This window comes from Bacteroidota bacterium (genome assembly GCA_016718825.1).
In the GTDB taxonomy this organism is placed as follows: Bacteria; Bacteroidota; Bacteroidia; order J057; family JADKCL01; genus JADKCL01.
The window spans coordinates 1-19,509 of sequence record JADKCL010000033.1; the positions used below are offsets into that span (position 1 = coordinate 1).

General features: G+C 51.9%; 10 protein-coding genes. 4 read left to right on the forward strand and 6 right to left on the reverse strand.

The features are described from left to right. Both IPN95_24230 and IPN95_24235 read right to left on the reverse strand, forming a co-directional pair. Window positions 1–338 (reverse strand): SDR family NAD(P)-dependent oxidoreductase (locus tag IPN95_24230; GenBank protein ID MBK9452475.1); only part of this gene is annotated, 338 nt, incomplete at its 3' end. Between the two features lie 251 nt (window positions 339–589). After that, window positions 590–1,501, reverse strand: a complete 912-nt coding sequence (locus tag IPN95_24235; GenBank protein MBK9452476.1) for a sterol desaturase family protein — start codon at window positions 1,499–1,501, stop codon at window positions 590–592. Window positions 1,502–1,837: 336 nt separating this feature from the next. Between IPN95_24235 and IPN95_24240 the strand changes: the two genes are divergently transcribed. The 3 genes from IPN95_24240 (at window position 1,838) to IPN95_24250 (ending at window position 7,768) form a co-directional block, all read left to right on the forward strand. Further along, window positions 1,838–4,939, forward strand: coding sequence for a choice-of-anchor L domain-containing protein (locus IPN95_24240; protein MBK9452477.1), 3,102 nt, complete (start codon window positions 1,838–1,840; stop codon window positions 4,937–4,939). 203 nt (window positions 4,940–5,142) lie between these two features. Then, on the forward strand, window positions 5,143–6,741 hold the full coding sequence (locus IPN95_24245) for an NAD(P)/FAD-dependent oxidoreductase (protein MBK9452478.1): 1,599 nt from the start codon (window positions 5,143–5,145) through the stop codon (window positions 6,739–6,741). Between the two features lie 133 nt (window positions 6,742–6,874). Continuing rightward, the gene (locus IPN95_24250; protein MBK9452479.1) at window positions 6,875–7,768 is read left to right on the forward strand and encodes a restriction endonuclease; all 894 of its coding nucleotides are present in this window, start codon (window positions 6,875–6,877) and stop codon (window positions 7,766–7,768) included. Here IPN95_24250 and IPN95_24255 read toward each other — a convergent pair. The 4 genes from IPN95_24255 to IPN95_24270 form a co-directional block, all read right to left on the reverse strand. Further along, entirely contained in the window at window positions 7,729–8,385 is a 657-nt protein-coding gene (locus IPN95_24255; GenBank protein ID MBK9452480.1) for a methyltransferase domain-containing protein, read from the reverse strand. The two genes, IPN95_24250 and IPN95_24255, sit on opposite strands and share 40 nt — an antisense overlap. A gap of 269 nt (window positions 8,386–8,654) precedes the next feature. After that, entirely contained in the window at window positions 8,655–9,575 is a 921-nt protein-coding gene (locus IPN95_24260) for a dienelactone hydrolase family protein (protein ID MBK9452481.1), read from the reverse strand. 616 nt (window positions 9,576–10,191) lie between these two features. After that, window positions 10,192–17,103, reverse strand: coding sequence for a T9SS type A sorting domain-containing protein (locus IPN95_24265; protein MBK9452482.1), 6,912 nt, complete (start codon window positions 17,101–17,103; stop codon window positions 10,192–10,194). A 217-nt stretch (window positions 17,104–17,320) separates the two neighbouring features. Continuing rightward, complete coding sequence (locus tag IPN95_24270) at window positions 17,321–17,767, reverse strand: gliding motility-associated C-terminal domain-containing protein (protein MBK9452483.1); 447 nt, start codon at window positions 17,765–17,767, stop codon at window positions 17,321–17,323. A gap of 368 nt (window positions 17,768–18,135) precedes the next feature. Here IPN95_24270 and IPN95_24275 point away from each other — a divergent pair, with 368 nt between their 5' ends. Next, window positions 18,136–19,428 (forward strand): hypothetical protein, encoded by a 1,293-nt coding sequence (locus IPN95_24275; protein ID MBK9452484.1) that lies wholly within the window; start codon window positions 18,136–18,138, stop codon window positions 19,426–19,428. The last annotated feature ends 81 nt before the right edge of the window (window positions 19,429–19,509 follow it).

Below are 19,509 nucleotides of genomic sequence, written 5' to 3' on the forward strand. Positions count from 1 at the left end.
AGCTGAAACATCCGCTCAATGGCTGACATTTCCATTTCCAAAAACCGTCCGCCCATGCCGTAACCCGCATTGTTGACGAGGATATCAAGCACGATGCCCTTTGTCTTGAGCGCCGCCATCACCTGCAAAGCCGCATCAGGTGCCGTCAAGTCCTGCGCCAAAATCTGTACATCCACCTTGTACGCGGCCAAAATCTCCACTCGCAAGGCCTCCAATCGGTCAATTCGCCGCGCTACGATCACCAAAGGATAGCCCTTTGCCGCCAATTGACGGGCAAATTCCAAACCGATGCCGCTGCTTGCACCGGTGACCAAAGCGTAGTTTTTTTGAGGGGACATGATTGAATGGAGAATGGAGAATGGGGAATGAAAAATGGAATGGGGATCAGTGGGGGCGAAGCTGAGTCTCGATGGCTATCAGCGAGACGAATGTAGATCAGCGGAAGGCGGAATGAGAATGAATTTGGATTAGGCGAAAAGTTTTGAATGCGAATGCAAACTGGGAAATTCGTAGCGATTCAGAACCATATCATTCTTCATTCTGAATTAGCTTCGCTGAACGTCGTTTCTCAATTCTCCATTCTGAATTCTCAATTCTCCATTACCAACTGCCCCGTGCTTTCCTTTTCAATGCGTTTGATCGGGAGGGCGATGCGGTGATGATGGAGATAGTTGGAGCAGAGGTTCCAATCTTCGTAGTAGGTGCCCCAAAGACGGTCGTAGATGCTGAAAGCAGCCGCGTGGTTGATCAAGTTGCCGCGTTTGCAGTGGTGGAGCTTGTGGGCGTGGTTGTCCATGAAGATGTATTTCAACCAGCCGATGTTGTACGTCACCGAAGTATGGTCGGTGGCTTGCAGCATCAAAATCAAGGCATAAGCCACCCAAGTCGAGGCGAGGTCCATTCCCATGAAGTAGGAGATGAAAATCAGCGAGGGCTGGAACTGACTGATGGCGGTATCGACGAGCGAACTTTGATTGCCACGAAGAAAGTCCAATTCGGAGACGCTGTGGTGGGCAGCATGCTTTTTGCGGTAATATTTCAGAATCGGATTGTTGCCGCGGCTATGGCTCATCAAGCGGTGGATCCAATAATAGGCCAAATCCAGCAAAAAGGTAGCGCCGATGATCAGCCACCAATTGTTGAAATGTTTGCCGTACAACGGGATGAACGAAAGTGCAAACCATCCGATGGTAATAAAACCGCCGCCAACGAGGATACCTTTGTAAAACACCATGGTGAGTCCGTCAATGAACTCCTTGGTGGTGTATTTGGGGAGCTCCATCGAAGCATTTTTCTTTTCTTCGATCAAGGTAAAGGTCATGAAGATTGCAGAGACGATGAGAAATCCGATCGCTGCAGTCAAAAGTGTCACCCCGAAGATCGCGAGGAAAAGGATATAGGTAAAGGGAGAGCCCAAATGGCCAAAAATCCCGTAAATCACATTCCCTTTTTGCTCCTTGGGGATGTTGGGAGGTGGCAGTGTAACAAACGTTTGAGGCATAAATCCAAGCGTGACGAAACAATAATAGGTAGGGTTGAAGGAATCCAATCGGGTCCAGATCAACCGATACGACTCCGTGAAGGTAATGATTTTCGGGCAAATCCAATTCTTGGGCCTATAAAAACGTCGCCTGACTGACAGTGTTTTTTCCACAATTGCAAGTCGAATGGCTTGTCATTTGTCCATTTCCAACCATTCAGAGATCCCATTGAACCCGTGTGAAATGTCATTCGGCGACGAATTCAAGCAATTGTGCCGCTTTCCATTGGACTACAATCGGATATGCGCTAAATTGATTGCCTGATACTGTTTCCCTCATTGAATTTCCTCGAACGCATGATGCCTCGCCATACCGCTTTCACCTTGTTTCTGCTGCTCGTTGTTGGATTTTTTGGCCGGATCCATGCGCAGTTGCAAACAACCTCCAGCAACAATGCGACGATGTTGGTCAATCAGCTCATCGGTCCCGGCATCTCCGTGAGCAATGCAACAATCAATACGCAACCCAATGCGGCGGGAACTTTTGTAAGCAATGGTTCCAATATCGGCTTGCCCGGAGGTGTTTTACTCACTTCGGGTGAGGTGGGCAATGCAATCGGTCCGAATCTCAACACGGGTATTTCCACCAGCCACGGAGCACCCGGCGACGCGCAATTGAATGCGCTTTCGTCCCCATTCATGACCGAGGATGCCTGCATTCTCGAATTTGACATCGTTGCAATCTGCGACACGATCCAGATTTCCTACGTCTTCGGTTCGGATGAATACGACGAATATGTCTGTTCTGACTTCACCGATGTCTTCGGCTTTTTCATTTCGGGTCCGGGCATCGTGGGCACGCAAAATATCGCCGTGATTCCCGGTTCGGCTACGCCGATTTCGATCAATACCGTCAATATCGGGGCACCGGGGATGTTTTCCACCTTTCCGCTTCCGGGAAATTGCAATACGACCAATTCGGCGTTCTTCACAACCAACAATACCGGCACAACCGTTGAATACGATGGATTTACGGTCCCCTTGATTGCCAAGTCGGCTGTCATTCCGTGCAGCACCTACCATATCAAACTCGCAATCGCGGATGCAGGAGATGATGCCCTGGATTCGGGGGTTTTTCTCGAACAAGGCGGCATTCGTTGTACGTCCACGCAGCTTTCCGTGAGCTCCTCGATCAACAATCCCGGCTATGTCAATGCCGTCGAGGGCTGTGTCAATGGCCGTTTTACCTTCACCCGCTCAGGCGATACCACACAGGCACAAACGGTGAATTACACCGTTGGCGGCACTGCAACACCCTTGTTTGACTATCCGCCGCTGCCGGGATCTGTGACATTCCCAGCCATGGTGAGCAGCGTCACGCTCAACATTGTTGCGACCGCAGACGGCCTTCCCGAAGGCAATGAATCGGTCTTTGTCATTTTATCGGACTCCGTCTGTGGAACGGTATTCTCCGACACGGCCACCCTTTGGATTTCCGATCAAATTTCGGTGGATGCCGGTCCAAGTCAGGTCGTCTGTCAGGGAAATTCGGTGCAAATCGGGTTGCCCCCCGTGAATGGCGTGACCTATTCTTGGTTGCCTTCGACGAATTTGAGTGCTGGCAATATCTCCAATCCTGTCTTCCAGAATCCCAACGTCGGAACCTATGTCTATACCATGCTGGGAACGGATACTGCGGGCTGTCAAGGCGGGGATACGATGACGGTCACCGTGTTGTTGAGTCCGACCGCCTCCTTTACCGTCGATTCATTGTTGTGCCAGGGTGACACCGTTTTGGTTACCTATACCGGAAATGCGCCGGGTAATGCCACCTACAATTGGAATTTCGGAGGCGGAACGGTCATTTCTGGAACTGGACAAGGGCCATATTTGATTCAGTTTACAACGCAGGGTCCGCGCAACATTTCGCTGACCGTGGGCGTCGGGAGTTGTACCTCGCTTCCCGTTTCACACGGGCTTTTTGTGAATTGGCGCCCCGTTATTACGATGAATCCCATCAATCCTGACTGCTTTGGACAATCGGATGGGTCGGTTACCGTCTCCATCCTAAATGCAAATCCCCCCTTTAGCTTTCTGTGGAGCAATGGTGCAGTGACTTCGAGCTTGCAGAATATTCCGGCAGGAACCTATTCGGTGGTGGCAACGGATGCCAACGGCTGTGTGGATATTGGGAGTATCACCCTTACGCAGCCTACGCAATTAACCTATCAGTTCGCAGTCGATTCCATTATCTGCAATGGCGGCACGGGGACGGCGACGATCACGCCGGCAGGCGGCACGCCACCCTATGCCTATCTATGGTCCAATGGAGCCACGACCGCGGGCATCACGCCGACGACGGGCACTTATTCGGTCACTGTGACGGATTCCAAAGGCTGTACCGTGACGGAAACGGCGGTGCTCGACGAACCACCGATGGTTTCCCTCGCGATTGGCGGTGATTCCATCGCCTGCGACTACGAACAAGTGACTTTGACGGCGCTTTTGGGCGGCGGCGTGCCGCCTTACCAATACCAATGGTCGTCGATGCCGATTGGCGTCAGTGACACGACCGCAGTCATCACCGTGGATGCCGACCAAGACCGCATGTTTATCCTCAACATCACCGATGCACAAGGCTGCCCGGGCCAAGCCACCTACTTCGTAGACGCCATTCCCCGGCCCTTCGTCGAATTTCGTCCCGACATCACCGGTGCTTGCGATTCGGCCACGGTCACCTTTATCAACACATCCCTTCCCGCCAATTCCAGCTACCTCTGGGAATTTTATGACGGGGCCACCTCGATCGCGCCCAATGCGGTTCACTGGTTTGGAAACGGGGTTTGGGGTGCCCAATTGACCGTGACCTCTCCGGAAGGATGTGTGAATTCGTTGAATTCGCCAGCCTTGGTCAACATCGTGCCGACGCCGGTCGCCTCTTTTGTCTCCGATCCGCAGATCTTGTTGGTCGATTATCTGCTGCTTTCGGAGGCCACGATTACCTTCAACAATACCTCACCGTGGTATGCCTCGGCCGTCAATTGGTCCTTTGGCAATGGCGACAGCGCCGATGTCGGTCAGGTGACCTATACCTATCCGGCGGCAGGATTGTACGATATCACCATGACGGCCTACAACATTTACGGCTGTCACGACGATACGACGCAGACGCTGTTGATTCTCGACGATCCAGGGCTGTGGATTCCGACGGCATTTACACCGAATGGCGATGGGCTGAACGACCGATTTACCATCGTGGGCATGCAGGTCAAAACCTTCAACATCGACGTTTATGACCGCTGGGGCAGGCTCACGTTCAGATCCGATGACATCAACAATAGCTGGGACGGAAAAGTGGGCGGCGAATATGCCCCCGAAGGTGTCTATGTCTACAGAGTCAACGCCGTGCTCAATACCGGCCCGGTTCAGCGGCAAGGATCAGTCACCATCCTGAGGTAAGTGAAAAGTGAAAAGTGAAAAGTGAAAAGTGAAAAGTCGCGTTGGTGCTGATCGTTTGTCGTCACATTTAGCGTGAGGTACTTTTCACTTTTCACTTCATTGAATTTCTCCAACAGCACCGATCCCACTGCTAACTGCTACTTTCTAACTGCTAACTCTGATCGGTTCTTTTCACTTTTCACTATTAACTTTTAACTTACAAAATGCAGTCTGGAAAGGCACTTAAAGATTATAAAGGAGCAGATTCCTTTGATGCCATCGTGATCGGTTCGGGAATGGGCGGATTGACGGCGGCGGTGTTTTTGGCGAGGGCGGGCCGCAAGGTGCTGGTCTTGGAGAAACACTACGAATTCGGGGGCTTCACCCATGTTTTTTCACGGCGTGACTACGAATGGGATGTGGGAGTGCATTACCTCGGCGACATGGTGAAGCCGACCTCCGAAACTGCCCGGATTTTCAACCTGATCAGCGGCGGCAAGTTGCAATGGGCACCTATGGAGGAAGCTTACGACCGCCTGATTTATCCCGACCGCAGTTATGATTTGTTGGCGGGCAAGGACAAGATGAAGGCGCAATTGAAGGCATGGTTTCCAACGGAGACAGCTGCGATTGATGCCTACTACGAATTGTTGCCACGGATGACGGGCTGGCGTTCGAAGTTGTATTTTGCAGAAAAAGCACTTCCCAAGCCGATTTCCGCTGTTTTGGGTGGAATGATGCGCCGACCTTGGCTGAAATATTCGGGGAAAACGACGGCGGAGGTCTTGGATGGGCTGACGCAAGATCCAAAGTTGCGGGCGGTCTTGACCGGTCAATGGGGCGATTACGGATTGCCGCCCAAACAAAGCAGCTTCGGCATCCAAGCGATGGTGGCAAGCCACTACCGGCACGGCGCCTGCTACCCCGTCGGTGGTTCGGCGCAATTCGCCAACACCATTATCGCCGAACTCGAACGCCTCGGCGGAAAAGTATTGCTCCGTGCCGAGGTGGCCGAAGTTTTGGAGGAAAATGGCCGCGCAAAAGGTGTTCGGATGGCCGATGGCCGCTGCTTTTTCGCCCTGAATGTCATCTCCAACGCCGGATTCGTCAACACGATGACCAAATTGCTGCCCGAAAAGCTGCGTTTGAACCCCAAGCAGATCGCAGACATGGGTTTGGAGGCCTCGGTGGGTCACGTCTGCCTCTACATCGGCCTGAAAAAGACAGCATCCGAATTGGCCCTTCCCAAAACCAACCTGTGGATTTATCCCGGCTACGATTACGATGCGCAGTTGGCCAATTACCTCAAAAATCCGGATGGACCGCTGCCGTTGACCTATATCTCGTTCCCTTCGGCCAAGGATCCCGACTTCCTGAACCGATTCCCCGGAAAATCGACCATCGAGATCATCACGGTCGCCCCTTGGGATTGGTACAGCGAATGGGAAGACGGAAAATGGAAGAAACGCGGCGAAGAATACGAAGCCAAAAAGGAGGCCATTTCCCAACGACTGCTCGCCGAATTGTACAAACACATGCCTTCCACGCAAGGTCATGTCGATTATTATGAGCTGAGCACGCCCTTGTCTACCAAGCACTTCAGCAATTATCCCGCAGGCGAATTGTACGGACTTTCGCATACCCCTGCCCGTTTCCGACAGCGGAAGTTAGGGGTGCGCACGCCCCTGAAAGGCTTGTGGATGGCAGGGCAGGATGCGGTGAGCTGTGGCGTGGCAGGCGGGATGTTTGGAGGGGTGCTTTGTGCCTCGGCCATCTTGATGCGGAATGTGATTGCGGGGGGTGCGTGGTGCATCCTTTCTTGATGCGCGAAATGTGAAAACTTTTGTCACATGCCACGGGGCAATAGGGGGGCCATTTGACATGGCAAACAGGTCATTGAATTGCCGATGGGATAATCCTGATAATGTTCAAGAATTCCCTTTACTTTCGCTCCCCATGGGGAATCGACATCCACAAATTACAAAATCCAGCGGCGCCATCGTGCCCTACGAGGCTTCCAAACTCAAAGCATCGCTCTTACGGGCAGGTGCGAGCAAGGAACTGAGCGAAGAGATCGCCAAGCGCATCAAGGGCATGTTGTATCCCGAGATTCCGACCGAGGAGATTTACCGCCGCGCCTACGAATTGCTGCGCGAGCACGGTGACCGCCATGCCGGACGCTACAAACTGAAACAAGCCTTGCTCGAACTCGGCCCTTCAGGTTTTCCCTTCGAACGGTATGTCGGGGCCTTGTTGCAGCATTTGGGCTTTTCCGTCGAATTCGATTTGATTCTCCCGGGCAGATGTGTGCAGCATGAACTCGACGTCGTCGCCAAAAAGGACAGCCTCACCCGCATGGTTGAATGCAAATACCACCAACAACGCGGCCAAAAGACCGACGTCAAGGTTTCCCTGTACATCCACGCGCGGTTTCAGGACTTGGAATCGCAATTTCAGTCCCACCATCCGCAGTTGACGCCGCATTTTGAGGGTTGGCTATTCACCAATACCCGGTTCAGCGACGATGCCATTGCCTACGGGCGATGCGCAGGCTTGCACCTTGTCGCCTGGGACTATCCTGAAACGGGCAATTTGAAAGATATGATCGAGACCTCCGGCCTGTTTCCGATCACCTGTTTGGGAACCTTGGCACCGAGCGAAAAGGACGAATTGATGAACCGCAACATTGTATTGTGTCAGGACTTGGCGCATCACGTCCACGAACTCGAACGAGCCGGGCTCACGCAGGGCAGGATTGAAAGGGTCTTGGAGGAGGCGTCTACGATCGTGGCTAAAATCAATGGAAACCATCATTCGCCTGATCGCCGCAATTCCCAGCAGGAGATCTGAAATTCAGCACCTTCCCAGGCAACAGTTTGTGTGTTGCTTTGAGCGATCCAGCCTTGTTGCGCCGCCATTTCGAAAAATGCCGGACTCATATGGCGTTCCGGATCGCTGAAAACCGCGACACCGTTGGGCGCCAACAATTTCGAGAGCGTGTCTAAAATCGGCGCATGGTTGCGGCGTTCGTAGAGCAAATCGGCACAGGCGATGTAGTCGAATTTCGGTTCGGTCGGAGGATAGCGCCAATCCAAAAACCTTGTTTCGAGCGAAAACCCATTCGAAGCTGCACTTTCCCGGGCATATTCCAATGCTTCCTCGTACCAATCGGTCAAGGTCACGCGCGCACCTGCCTGCGCTGCCGCCAATCCGGGCAAGGCTAGTCCGGCACCGAGCTCCAAAACGGATTTCCCGGCCAATTCGGGCAATTCTGAGAAATAATTCGCCAAAGCAATGGAAGCCGGCCACAACATCGCCCAATAAGGCAGCCGTTCGTCACCGCCAAAGTCCTCTTCGGCGGTGTTCAGGATATAGGATTCCGCCCTGAGGGGCCGCCAAAGCTGAATGTGACCATTTCCGATGGGTATGGTGACAATTTCGCAGTCGAGGTTGGCAATTTTATTCAATGGAAAATGGGGAATTTAGAATGGAGAATGGAGAATGGAAAATGGAGATACAGAGTGCGAATCGTGAAGCTAATTGAAGACTGCGAAGCTAATCAATGTCGCGAATTTAAGCTTGATTCCAACGTTTTCGTTGACTTTGCGAACCTTTGCGGTTTTAACTGACAGAAGCCCCCCATGTAACCGCCCCGCTCGCGGGACTGGCGCCGATAGCACAGAGCGCATAGGTTCGCTCAGGTCGCAAAGTTGAAATGAAAATGAGAAATTCCTGCTCAATTCTGTGCCGAAAACCGCTTCAGAAAGCTCCAAATCGCCTCCATGCCGTCGTAGTCACGGCTTGTGCGGCCAATCAGTTTTTCCCCGAGGTATTGTTTTTTACCCGGTAGGGTATGCCCGCCGCCTTTGACTTCCCAAAGTTGTACTTCGGCGGCGTTGCTGCAATCTTGCCAAAAGTGTAGGATGGTCGCTGTGCCGTCATCCACCGTGTCTGCCATTGGCAGCGTCATCACGACGTCACAGTCGCCTTGCTGCGTGTACAACCTCAGAAATTCGGGAGTCGCCATCACCTTTTCCTGATCCCGCACCGAAATCGGACCGCCGTTCCACTTGATCAAGGGATCTTCCGTCCCATTCATCACGATCATCGGCAGGATCGTTTTGGGAATCGAACGGTCGGCATGGCCCTCCGTCGCCGAAGCCACGATCACGCCGATTGCGGCAAGGCGGTTCGGCATTTGGGTGGCCAAGGTCAAGGTCATGAATCCGCCGTTGCTCATGCCGACACAGTAGATTTTTGCCGGATCGATGCGGTAAGCGCTGCACATCCGATCCAGCAAACTTCCAAGGAATTTCACATCGTCCACCTCGGCCTCGTGGGCGGGTGTGCGGAGGCGACCGTCATTCCAGGATTTGCGGTACCCATCCGGCGCAACGACCACGAAGCCTTCACGGTCGGCAAGCCTTCTGATTCCAGTGTATCCGAGGAACTTGCTGCCGGTCCCGAGCCGTCCATGCAGCAGCAAGACCAGCGGGTATTTTTGCTGCGGATCATAGCCTTTGGGGAGGTAAGCGTGGTAGGTCCGGGCAATTCCTCCGGATGAGAGGATGCCATCGGTGACTTGGGCTTGCAGGGGTTGTCCAATGCCGAGTACCAGGAGGAGCAAGAGGTAGAGGTGAATTCTTTTCGTTGACATGGGTTTTGGGGTGCTTTTGACGGGTGCTTTCTGATTCCTGTAATTCTGAAAATTAGATGGGCAAATCTAAGGATTTTGGAGTTTGGCTTCGCTGATCTAAAGATTCTGATCCAGACAATCTACTGCAACACCATCACCTCCCCGACAAAAGCCTTACTGCCAACAAGCCCGTAACCACCAGATCAGCCACGTCATCCAAGCGTAGCGTGTCCAGCAAATGCCGGTTCCGATTCGCCGGTTTCCATCGGAATGGCACCTGTGTTTTCCCGGCCAATGGCACGGCAGGCTCACTTGTCGCTTCTTCAAAAGCAAATAATCAGTTGCCAAATCCCCTTCCATGAGATATTTGAAGGAATCACCACATTCCCCTGTAAATCAATCAAACACCCTTGCCCATCCATCACCACCGGCAAGACACAGCCTTGGCCATCCACAACCAATGAAAACAGCAGCCCAAACCCCAAAATCGGAATTCGAAGGACAGTCCTAAACACAGACATCAGCCGATGAACACCAAGACTGGACCCAAAAACGACAATTCAACGCCGTCCGAAAACCCCAAAACCCTGACATTTGAACCTGCACGAGAAATCGCTGAAAACCGCCAAGAATGAACCTACTGCAACAGCAAAACAGTCCCCCAACGCACATCAGGGGCAATCAATTGCAGGAAATAGGAGCCTTTGGATAGGTGGGAAAGGTCGAATTGGGCAGTTACATTGTCCGAACGGTAGACCATTTGGCCAAGGACATCGTAAATCCGCAATTCTGCATCCAACGGCACCTGTTCCATGAGAACTTTGAACTTTCCTGCGGACGGATTGGGCACCACCCGATGCCCGGCGATCCAATGCGATTGGCTTCCCAGAAGGTTGACGAATTCAACATTGGATTGTATGGAACAACCATTTGAGTCCGTGACGACGACAAAATAGGACCCCGATTGGGTAGGCACAAAGGTGGAGTCATTGGCCCCCGAAATGGGTAGCCCATTTAAGTACCATTGGTAGGTTGTCGCCGCTTGCGTACTGAGCGTCAGCCCATCAAACACGACAATAGGAGGGAAGGGCAATGGGGAAACATTTACGGTCACACCGATCGAACTTGATGCGCAACCGTTGGCATCGAAAATCGTCACCGTATAAACGCCGCCGCTGAAAACGGCGATCGCCTGCGAAGTAGCGCCGTTGCTCCAAAGGTAGGAGGTGGCTGGGCTAGCGTTCAGAATGACGGAATCGCCTTGACAAAACGTCGTGGGTCCATTGGGAGTGATCGTCGGTGAAGGTGGCAATGCGTTGACGGACACCACAAAGCCGAGCGATACCGCAGAACAGCCATTCATCGCGGAGGTTGTCACCGAATAGGTTCCTGCAGCAATGACGTTGATGCTCTGTGTGACCGCGCCATTGCTCCAAAGGTAGGCCGCCGCTGGACTTGAAATCAGGGTAACCGTGTCTCCTTGGCAAAGATTTTGAGATCCATTCGGAGTAATGCTGGGTTGAGCTGGTCCGGAGCTCACGGTCACCACAAACCCATTGGAGTTCGCCAAACAACCATTCGCATCCGTGATCGTCACGGCAAATGTGCCTGCAGAGAAAACCGAAATGCTCTGCGAGGTAGCCCCATTGCTCCAAACGTAACTGCTTGCCGGACTGGAAGTCAGGGTTACCGAGTCACCGGGACAAATCGATGGAGAGCCGTTAGCGGCAATCGTTGGGGAGATGGGCAACGGATTCACCGTCACTGCAAAGGCATTGGAATTGGCCTCACACCCATTGACATCGGATATCGTGACCGAATAATTGCCCGAATTACTCACCGAAATGCTCTGGGAAGTGGCCCCATTACTCCAGGAATAACTCGCGGCATGACTGGATGTCAGGGTTACGGAGTCACCTGTACAAATCACGGGTGATCCGTTAGCGACAATTGTTGGGGAGATGGGCAACGGATTCACCGTCACTGCAAAGGCATTGGAATTGGCCTCACACCCATTGGCATCGGATATCGTGACACTGTAATTACCCGAATTGCTCACCGAAATGCTTTGGGAAGTAGCCCCATTACTCCAAACGTAACTGTTTGCCTGACTGGAAGTCAGGGTTACGGAGTCACCTTGGCAAAAGGCAATGGGTCCGCTGGCCGAAATAATTGGTGGTGACGGTGCTGGATGAGCAGAGACCGCAAAACCAGTGGACGCCGCCATACACCCATTGACATCGGAAATCGTGACACTGTAATTGCCTGAATTGCTCACCGAAATGCTCTGGGAAGTAGCCCCATTGCTCCAAGCGTAACTGTTTGCCGGACTGGAAGTCAGGGTTACGGAGTCACCGGAACAAATCGTGGGTGAGCCGTTCGCGACAATCGTTGGGGAGATAGGCAACGGATTCACCGTCACAGCAAAGGCATTGGAATTTGCCTCACACCCATTGACATCGGTTATCGTGACAGTATAATTGCCCGAATTGCTGACCGAAATGCTCTGGGAAGTAGACCCATTGCTCCAAACGTAACTGCTTGCCGGACTGGAAGTCAGGGTTACGGAGCCTCCTTGGCAGAAGGCAATGGGTCCGCTGGCCGAAATGATTGGTGGAGCTGGGCTCGGATGATGCGTCACGACAACAGTATCTCTTGAAACGCAGCCACTTGCGTGTGTTGCAGCAAGGATGTAAGTTCCCGGATTGCTCACCGTAATGCTGGCTGTGTTGGCGCCATTGCTCCAAGCATAACTTGCCCACGGATTCGTCGGTTGCAGGGTGACAGATTGCCCAGCACAAACTGTCCGATTGGGACCCAGGTTCAACGATGCAAACCCCAAGGTGACCGTATCTCGGCCAACACATCCAAATCCATTCGTCACCCGTACGGAATACACCCCAGGACTCGTTGCAAGTAAAGTAGAGGTAGTGCTTCCATTTTGCCAAAGGTAGGATTGAAATCCAGGCCCAGGATTAAGGAGTTGGCTGTTGCTGCAAATTGTTCTGTCTGGACCAAGGTTAGGTACAGCTGGAGGGCGGAAGGTGACGTACACATTCCCCGACCAATTGCAGCCTGCATTGCCTGATAAGGAACCGGTAAAGTATGTTGAAGAACCAATTGTAGTGGTGACAGAGGGACCTTGCACCCCGACCAATGAGCCACCATTCCAAATAAAATAGGCTGATCCGACACCGTTGAGCATGATGGGATCGTTGCCACAAGCAGAGGGAGGGGAGGCCGAAATAGAAGGGTTGGCATTGGGAACATGCCCGATGACCGTTGCGGATTGTGCCTGAATGCCACATTGATCCGTTGGTCTTGCGAGCACAAACACGTAATCCCCTTCAAGGAAACTGTGAAGGGTCAGGGTATCGTCCAATTCATTCGGAACCTGAAGTCCGTTGCAGTACCACTGAAACGATGAATCAACATGCGCAGGTGAATAGCTAGCTACAAGCCGTGTACTTCCTTGGTAGCCAGCCCCGGATGGACGATAAAAGACGACATCGTAAAATCTGCCGTATGAACTGAAGGCGGCATCTGCATGGAGGCGCATCCCCGTGGGAACCGCATGCGAATATGCCAACGTACTATTTTTGTAGTATTTCATCTGACCACCTTGGTAGAGAATGCGCAACGTATCCACGCCGTTGTAGGTCGAGCCGTAGGGCATGGTGACTCCTGATTCCATGATACCGAGCGTGCCATTCGACTGCAGGAACCAAGCATATTGAATCGTCGTCCAATTTTGATCTGCATCGACCTGGCTGAGTCCCAAGAGCCTAGTACCTTGAACGGCCCCGGCGGTAAATTGGAGCCCATATCCATCTCCGATGGCCTGTACCGAAGAGAAGCCGCTCGTTCCCCAAGAATAATACGAAGTGCCATAGAGGTCATCACCCTGCTGTGTTACAGCGACCAAATTCCGATAATCCAAATGAAAAAATTTGGGGTTGCAGTTGTAAGCCGCGATCGTCGTGATCCCAACCTGTGTATGAGAAGTGTCTGATGTCTGAATCACGAATGGAGGAGACAATGCGGTACCACATCCTTCTCCAAGGAACTGAATGCTGTCCTGGTTGTTGAGTGTGTCGTAGTATTCAATGCTTTGAGTGTGGATGCCTAGGCTGTCCCCATTGTGCAGCCAAGACATCTGCAAAAGTTGTCCTTGTTGGGCGATACTGCCATTCAACACAACAAACTGTCCCGTAACAACTTGATTCAATGTGGCGGATGCAACCTGGGTTTTTCCAGCGATATACCACAATTTGTTCGCCGTCAAGGGAGCTGCACGCAATACAATTCCATTGCGTAAGTACTGCAATTGATTCGCAAATAGCTTCAATTCCAGCACATCACCCGTCAAATAACCAAATGCGGCTCCTTGATTGATCCCTTTTTCCTTGATTTGACAAGTTCCATTGGCCAAAAGCGCAAATTCGTAGGCCATCGTTTCATTGGTACAGGGAACCCAATGGTCAGAAATGCCGATACTTCGCACTTTATTGGTCTCTAAAATGGTGGTTTTGACGTAATTTCCGGACCGGATGCCTTGGTGGGCAAAGGCGCAGCGAAATTGTGTGCCGACGCCTGTACTGGTGATTTGGGCGGCATTTTGGCTCCACCCCGACAAGGTTGTCCATGTCACCGATTGTTGCTGCGGATAAGTACACCAATGGGGTATAGATGGGGAAATAGAAAGTCCATTCGGAGTAAGGCTTGGGTTCACTGTATGGACCGCTTGGACTGTCGTGGCACAACCATTTGGGCTGATGGCTAGAATGGGGAAGGTGGTGTTGGTATCAGCGAAAAGCCATGCTGAATCGGTAGAAAAGGGCAAGATCCCAGTTTGAACCGGCCAAACAATTGAATCGGCTCCAGGCAATATTTGCAACAAAGCCGTATCCCCTTCGCAAATCGTAGGGATCGCGGCCAACGCAATATTGGCAGGACTTCCCAGGGCCAATGTGATTGGAGCCGATTGCGAACCCAAGATACAAGGTTCGAAAGGAATCAAATTGCAGCGAATCTCGTCTCCATTCTTCAAACCTTGGAGCGAAAGCGCATTCGAAGTTGAAGGCAGAGGAATTCCATTGAGGCTCCAAGAAAAAAGCGGGTTGGAACCGCCATTGACCGCCGTTGCTTGAAAGCTGCGAATTGGACCAACGTCAACCCCCATTCCGCGCCGGATGACAACATTTTGCAGCGTCGCATTCACCGAAGTCGTCCAAATATCTATCAGCAAAGGTTGCGGCGCGGGAACCAAGCTGGTATAAATCAAAACACCATTGTGGTAATACTTCACCTGCGTTCCTTCGTGCGCAATCGCGATTACATCTCCAGTCGCGTAGGTCCGCGTCCCGATCAAATTGCCAGACCCTGATTGCCTGATTTCCAAATTTCCAAGCTGTGTCAGGAGAATTCCATACTTGATACTCGACCATTGCGCATTGGCATCCACCTCGCTCAACCCCAATATTCTACGCGTATTGGTTTCAGCAACCGTGGATTCTACGCGGTATCCATCCGGCAGCTTTTGATACGATGAAACCCCTGCGTCATAATTGTTATATGTGGCATGTGTTACCTGATTGCCAGAGAGCGAGACCAACGTCGCCCGTTGCCAAATCGGCAGCAAAACAGAACCTTCACAGAAGGGATTGGATACGGCTGTGATGGAAACACTTGAGGATGTTGTTGTATTGGTCGTTGGGTAAAGTGTATTGGAATAGAGGCTAAAGCTGGGACTGCAATTCGGGGTATGAACCAGTCGAATTGAATCGCCATTCACGATCGGCTGTAGTCGTGTGAACGTCGGGCCAGTGTAGGGAAAAGTTTGCCCATTGTATTCCCAATGAAGGCTACCCGAGGAAATCGGAGCGGGTAGGTTCGCCGAGAATTCAGGATAGGTTCCCGTTTCTACATTGTTCAAAGTTCCGTTGGGATCGTCGAAATAAGCGCAGACCTTGAGTGGAAGGGTAGGTGCAACGGCACTCGAATAGATCAACGTGGTATTGTGGTAATATTTGACCTGTCCCCCGACAACCGCAATCATGATGCTGTCCCCCACGGCATAAGGAAGAAAGCCGGTGAGGTTAAGACTATTGTTTTGAGAAACATAAAGGGTCGCATTGTTACGCAAAACGATTGAATAATTCATCACAATCGGACAATTCTGCGGATTGTGCGAGATGCCAAAAGTCCGCCGTTTATTGGTTTCCAAGAGATAGGCCTTTGCAAAGCCACTGTTGCCAATGACATTCTGGGAGGTGGCGCAACCACCAAAGGAGGTCGATTGCAATGTTCCGCCGTTGGCCATCACCGCGTATCCTAGGTTCCAAAGGACGTCTTGGTCGGCGACTGGGGCACAAAGTATGGGATTGCCACTGATCGTGATGCCATTTACATTCGAAGATGGCGTAAGGGCTACGGCGGTATCTTGCACCGTACAGACTCCATCGCTGCAGGAAAGAAAGACTGACAACGAGGTTTGGCCTCCCGGCACTATTCTCACCGAATCGCTTCCATTCGGGGACACCATGGTTCCCCCTGAAACGCTCCAATTCTTCACAAAGCCAGACAGCGCATTGGATGAAAATGTCGCAGTATCTCCCGGACAAATGACCGCAGGCCCCGTGATCATGACATTGGCGATCTGTGTTGTCTTTTGTAAATTCACGCAACACAAGCCGCGGGTCATCGCAAGCTGTACCGTGACAGGCAGATGACTATTGGCCACGACAGCAACGGCGTTTGTACCTTGTCCCGATAAAATTGTACCATTGGTGACTCCCCAAGCCATGGTGGTACCTGGCACAGGGAAAGCAGAGTAGGTTGACGTCCGTCCCATACAGGAGAATGAGGGGCCCTGAATCTGCACATTGGCATTGGGGTTTGGAAGCACAATTACGGTCTTGGTGGTCATTGTGCCGCAAGCGGCCATTTCATACCCAACCTGAATGGTGTAAGTCCCCGGATTTGGCCAAACCAACCAACGATCGTTTTGGTTGGTCAGGCAGGTGGGTCCGGGGGCCACAATAGCTCCATTGTGCACCCAATGGACGATGTATGGCGTAATACCGACGCAGTTTTCCAACGACTGATAGCGTTGTGGGCAACCTCCAGCACATGCGGTATCAGGCCCTGTGACCCCATGTGATATCCAAACTGCTGGATCGACCCACACCGGCCTCCCGCCAGGGAACATCGTTTGGAGGTCAAATGTGCATCCTTGACCGTTGCTCACCGTAACGCTGATCCGAAATTGACAAGGATTGGTACCACTTGGACAGCCCGTCCAACGCACGACGATGGTCCTTGTCCCCTGTCCGGAAATAATGGTGCCGCCCCCCCAAGGCAATGTCCAATTCACAGTCCATCCGACCTGATAGTTCGTGAGGGTATAGGTCGCATCGGAAAACGAGGTATTCGTATAATTGCAGGGCTGGAAGTTTCCCGAAATGTCCGTTGTGCATTGGCCCAATGCCTCGCTGGAAATGCCCCAAGCAACCAAAAAAATTAGAAATACACGAAGGGAAAAGTTCATTCTAATGGATGTTTTGATTTGAATACCAAGCTAGAAAGAAGGGTTGAACTTTCCAACTGGAAATACAAAATCTCTTCCATGCATCCCTAGATTGCACGAGCATGGTAAACGGCTCAGGACTCCCACTCCTAATGGCCTTTTAGTGCCCGCGACTACTGATCCATCCAATGCGCGAACTGATTCCTCGAAGCCGATCATCTTCTGCTCAAAATAGAAACTACCGCACCACCATCACCTCCCCAACAAACGTCATCCCGAGCGGAGCCGAGGGACCTGTGCCTTTTTGCACCTTCACCACATACCAATACACCGTCTCCGGCAAAGCCGACCCGTTCTCCGGCCAATCATTCCCATACCCATCCGAAGCAAATACCAACGCCCCCCAACGGTCATAAATCGAAACCGAAACCGGCCCATTGAAGCTGCCCAAATCCAAGAAATCATTGATCCCGTCCCCATTGGGTGTCACGATATTTTGTTGGACGCAGCCGTCGGTGGTCAGGGCGACAGGGAAATATTGCGTCCGACAATTTTCAGAGATCAGGGTGTCGGATGTCACCGCGAGTGTGTACACAATGGGTGTCAGCGGCGCGACGGTGGTGGCGGAAACGTAGGGGTTCTGCAGACCCGTCACAGGCGACCAAGCGTAGCTGTACTCGCTCACATTGCCAACTCCCACTGTGAGAATCTCGTCGGGGCAAAACGTTTGGGAATTCTGCCAATTAGCTTCGTTGATCTAAGGATGCTGTAAATTCTGCTCCACGAAGGGAATCTCCACGCGCACCCACCCATTGTTCCGCAAAATTATTTACAATGAAACGCAACCCTCGCACGGGGCATTGGTCTTTCATCCGGAAAAAATATGCACTGCCCTATGAAAATACCATCCACCTTCCTTCCGCTAGGCATCGGACTGATGCTATTGGTCTTTCTATCAGCGGATGGGGGCAGGGCGTGCAGCGGATAGAAGTGGAAGGGGAGGGAGGCTCCGCGAAAACCACGTCACAAAACGGGTCTTTGCCACTGCCGGAGATGTCAGCCAAGGCAGTTTCGATAGTGACCCGGTCGGACCAAGCCAAATTCGTAGAAGGGCCTGCAGGAACGACTGCCTTGATCCCCGCCGATGCCTTTGTTTTTGAGGATGGATCCCCGGTAACCGGCACCGTGGAAATCAAGATGACCGAGGTGACACGCAAACAGGACCTGCTCCTTGGGCATCTACCCACCATTTCCAATGGCAAGATGCTCGTATCAGGTGGCGTCGTCAACATCGAGGCATATTCGGAAGGGAAAGCATTGAGAATGGGCCCGGGGAAGGCTGTTTTTATCCAGTTTCCGCGGGGCTATGAGGATGGAATGGAACTTTTCAGCGGTGTACCCGATGCCCAGGGCAATATGAATTGGGAACCTATGAAAGAGGATCAAAATGCAAAAACTACCATCGGTGAAGTGATGAAGGCGGCCGACATGGCGCCGAACGCAAGTTTGACCCCGCTCTACAACGTGAAACCATTCATGGAATATGGGCTTGCAGATTGGAAGACATTTACGTTTGAGGACAAAAAGCATACGGTACATGGCTACATTTACAAGACATTGGAGCAATATTACCCTTGCTTTGGCAATGATGCGGTGTATGTGGAGGTGCAGTTTGATGAGCAAGGCAGGCCGCTTTCGATCAAGCATTTGACGGGCAAAAACAATTGTTTCAAGCAAGCGATCGTGGAAATCCTGGCAACTGTGAGATGGGAAACAAATCAGCGAATCATAAGAAGCAAGACCATTTATTTCGAAGTGAAGCCGATCATTCGGGCGACAGGAAGCATCTATGGGAATGTATTCGTTTCGATCGTGGACAATCCAAATGTGCAACTCGATGCTGAAACCAAGGCAGCCTACCGCGCCATGAAAGAAACCCAAAGGGTGCAAATGGAAGCACAAAGGGCGCAAAGTTTCGCACGAGAAGCATTTGCCACGACACAACTTGGCTGGATCAATTGTGACCGATTTTACAATGCTACGCAAGTCGTGGATGTCTCCGTGGAATCAGCACAAGGTAATTTCCCGCACAATACGCATGCTTTCCTGGTGTTTGAAACGATGAACGCCGTCATGCCGGGCGATCTCCTCACCAATGGAACCATGGGCTTTTCCAAAATCCCTCCCGGCCTCAAAGCGAAAATCGTATCCATTTCCTATGACAAGTCCACGGGGGGTATACAGCTAGGCATTCTTCCAATCACGACCGAGGCTGGCAATGCTGGCAAGTTGAGCCTCCAAACGATTTCGGAGGAAGACTTGATGAAGGCGATGGCGGGCCTGTAGAGAATCGCCGTTTTGGATGGGCAGCGAGACATTATCGCGTTAGGGCAAAACAAACGACTCGAATCAATCCGTCTCTCATCG

Excerpts from the sequence above, each read along its gene's own strand:
- IPN95_24235 (MBK9452476.1), bottom strand. The coding sequence starts at position 1,501 with ATGCCTCAAACGTTTGTTACACTGCCACCTCCCAACATCCCCAAGGAG.
- IPN95_24240 (MBK9452477.1), top strand. The coding sequence starts at position 1,838 with ATGATGCCTCGCCATACCGCTTTCACCTTGTTTCTGCTGCTCGTTGTT.
- IPN95_24245 (MBK9452478.1), top strand. The coding sequence starts at position 5,143 with ATGCAGTCTGGAAAGGCACTTAAAGATTATAAAGGAGCAGATTCCTTT.
- IPN95_24250 (MBK9452479.1), top strand. The coding sequence starts at position 6,875 with ATGGGGAATCGACATCCACAAATTACAAAATCCAGCGGCGCCATCGTG.
- IPN95_24260 (MBK9452481.1), bottom strand. The coding sequence starts at position 9,575 with ATGTCAACGAAAAGAATTCACCTCTACCTCTTGCTCCTCCTGGTACTC.
- IPN95_24265 (MBK9452482.1), bottom strand. The coding sequence starts at position 17,103 with ATGAACTTTTCCCTTCGTGTATTTCTAATTTTTTTGGTTGCTTGGGGC.
- IPN95_24275 (MBK9452484.1), top strand. The coding sequence starts at position 18,136 with ATGTCAGCCAAGGCAGTTTCGATAGTGACCCGGTCGGACCAAGCCAAA.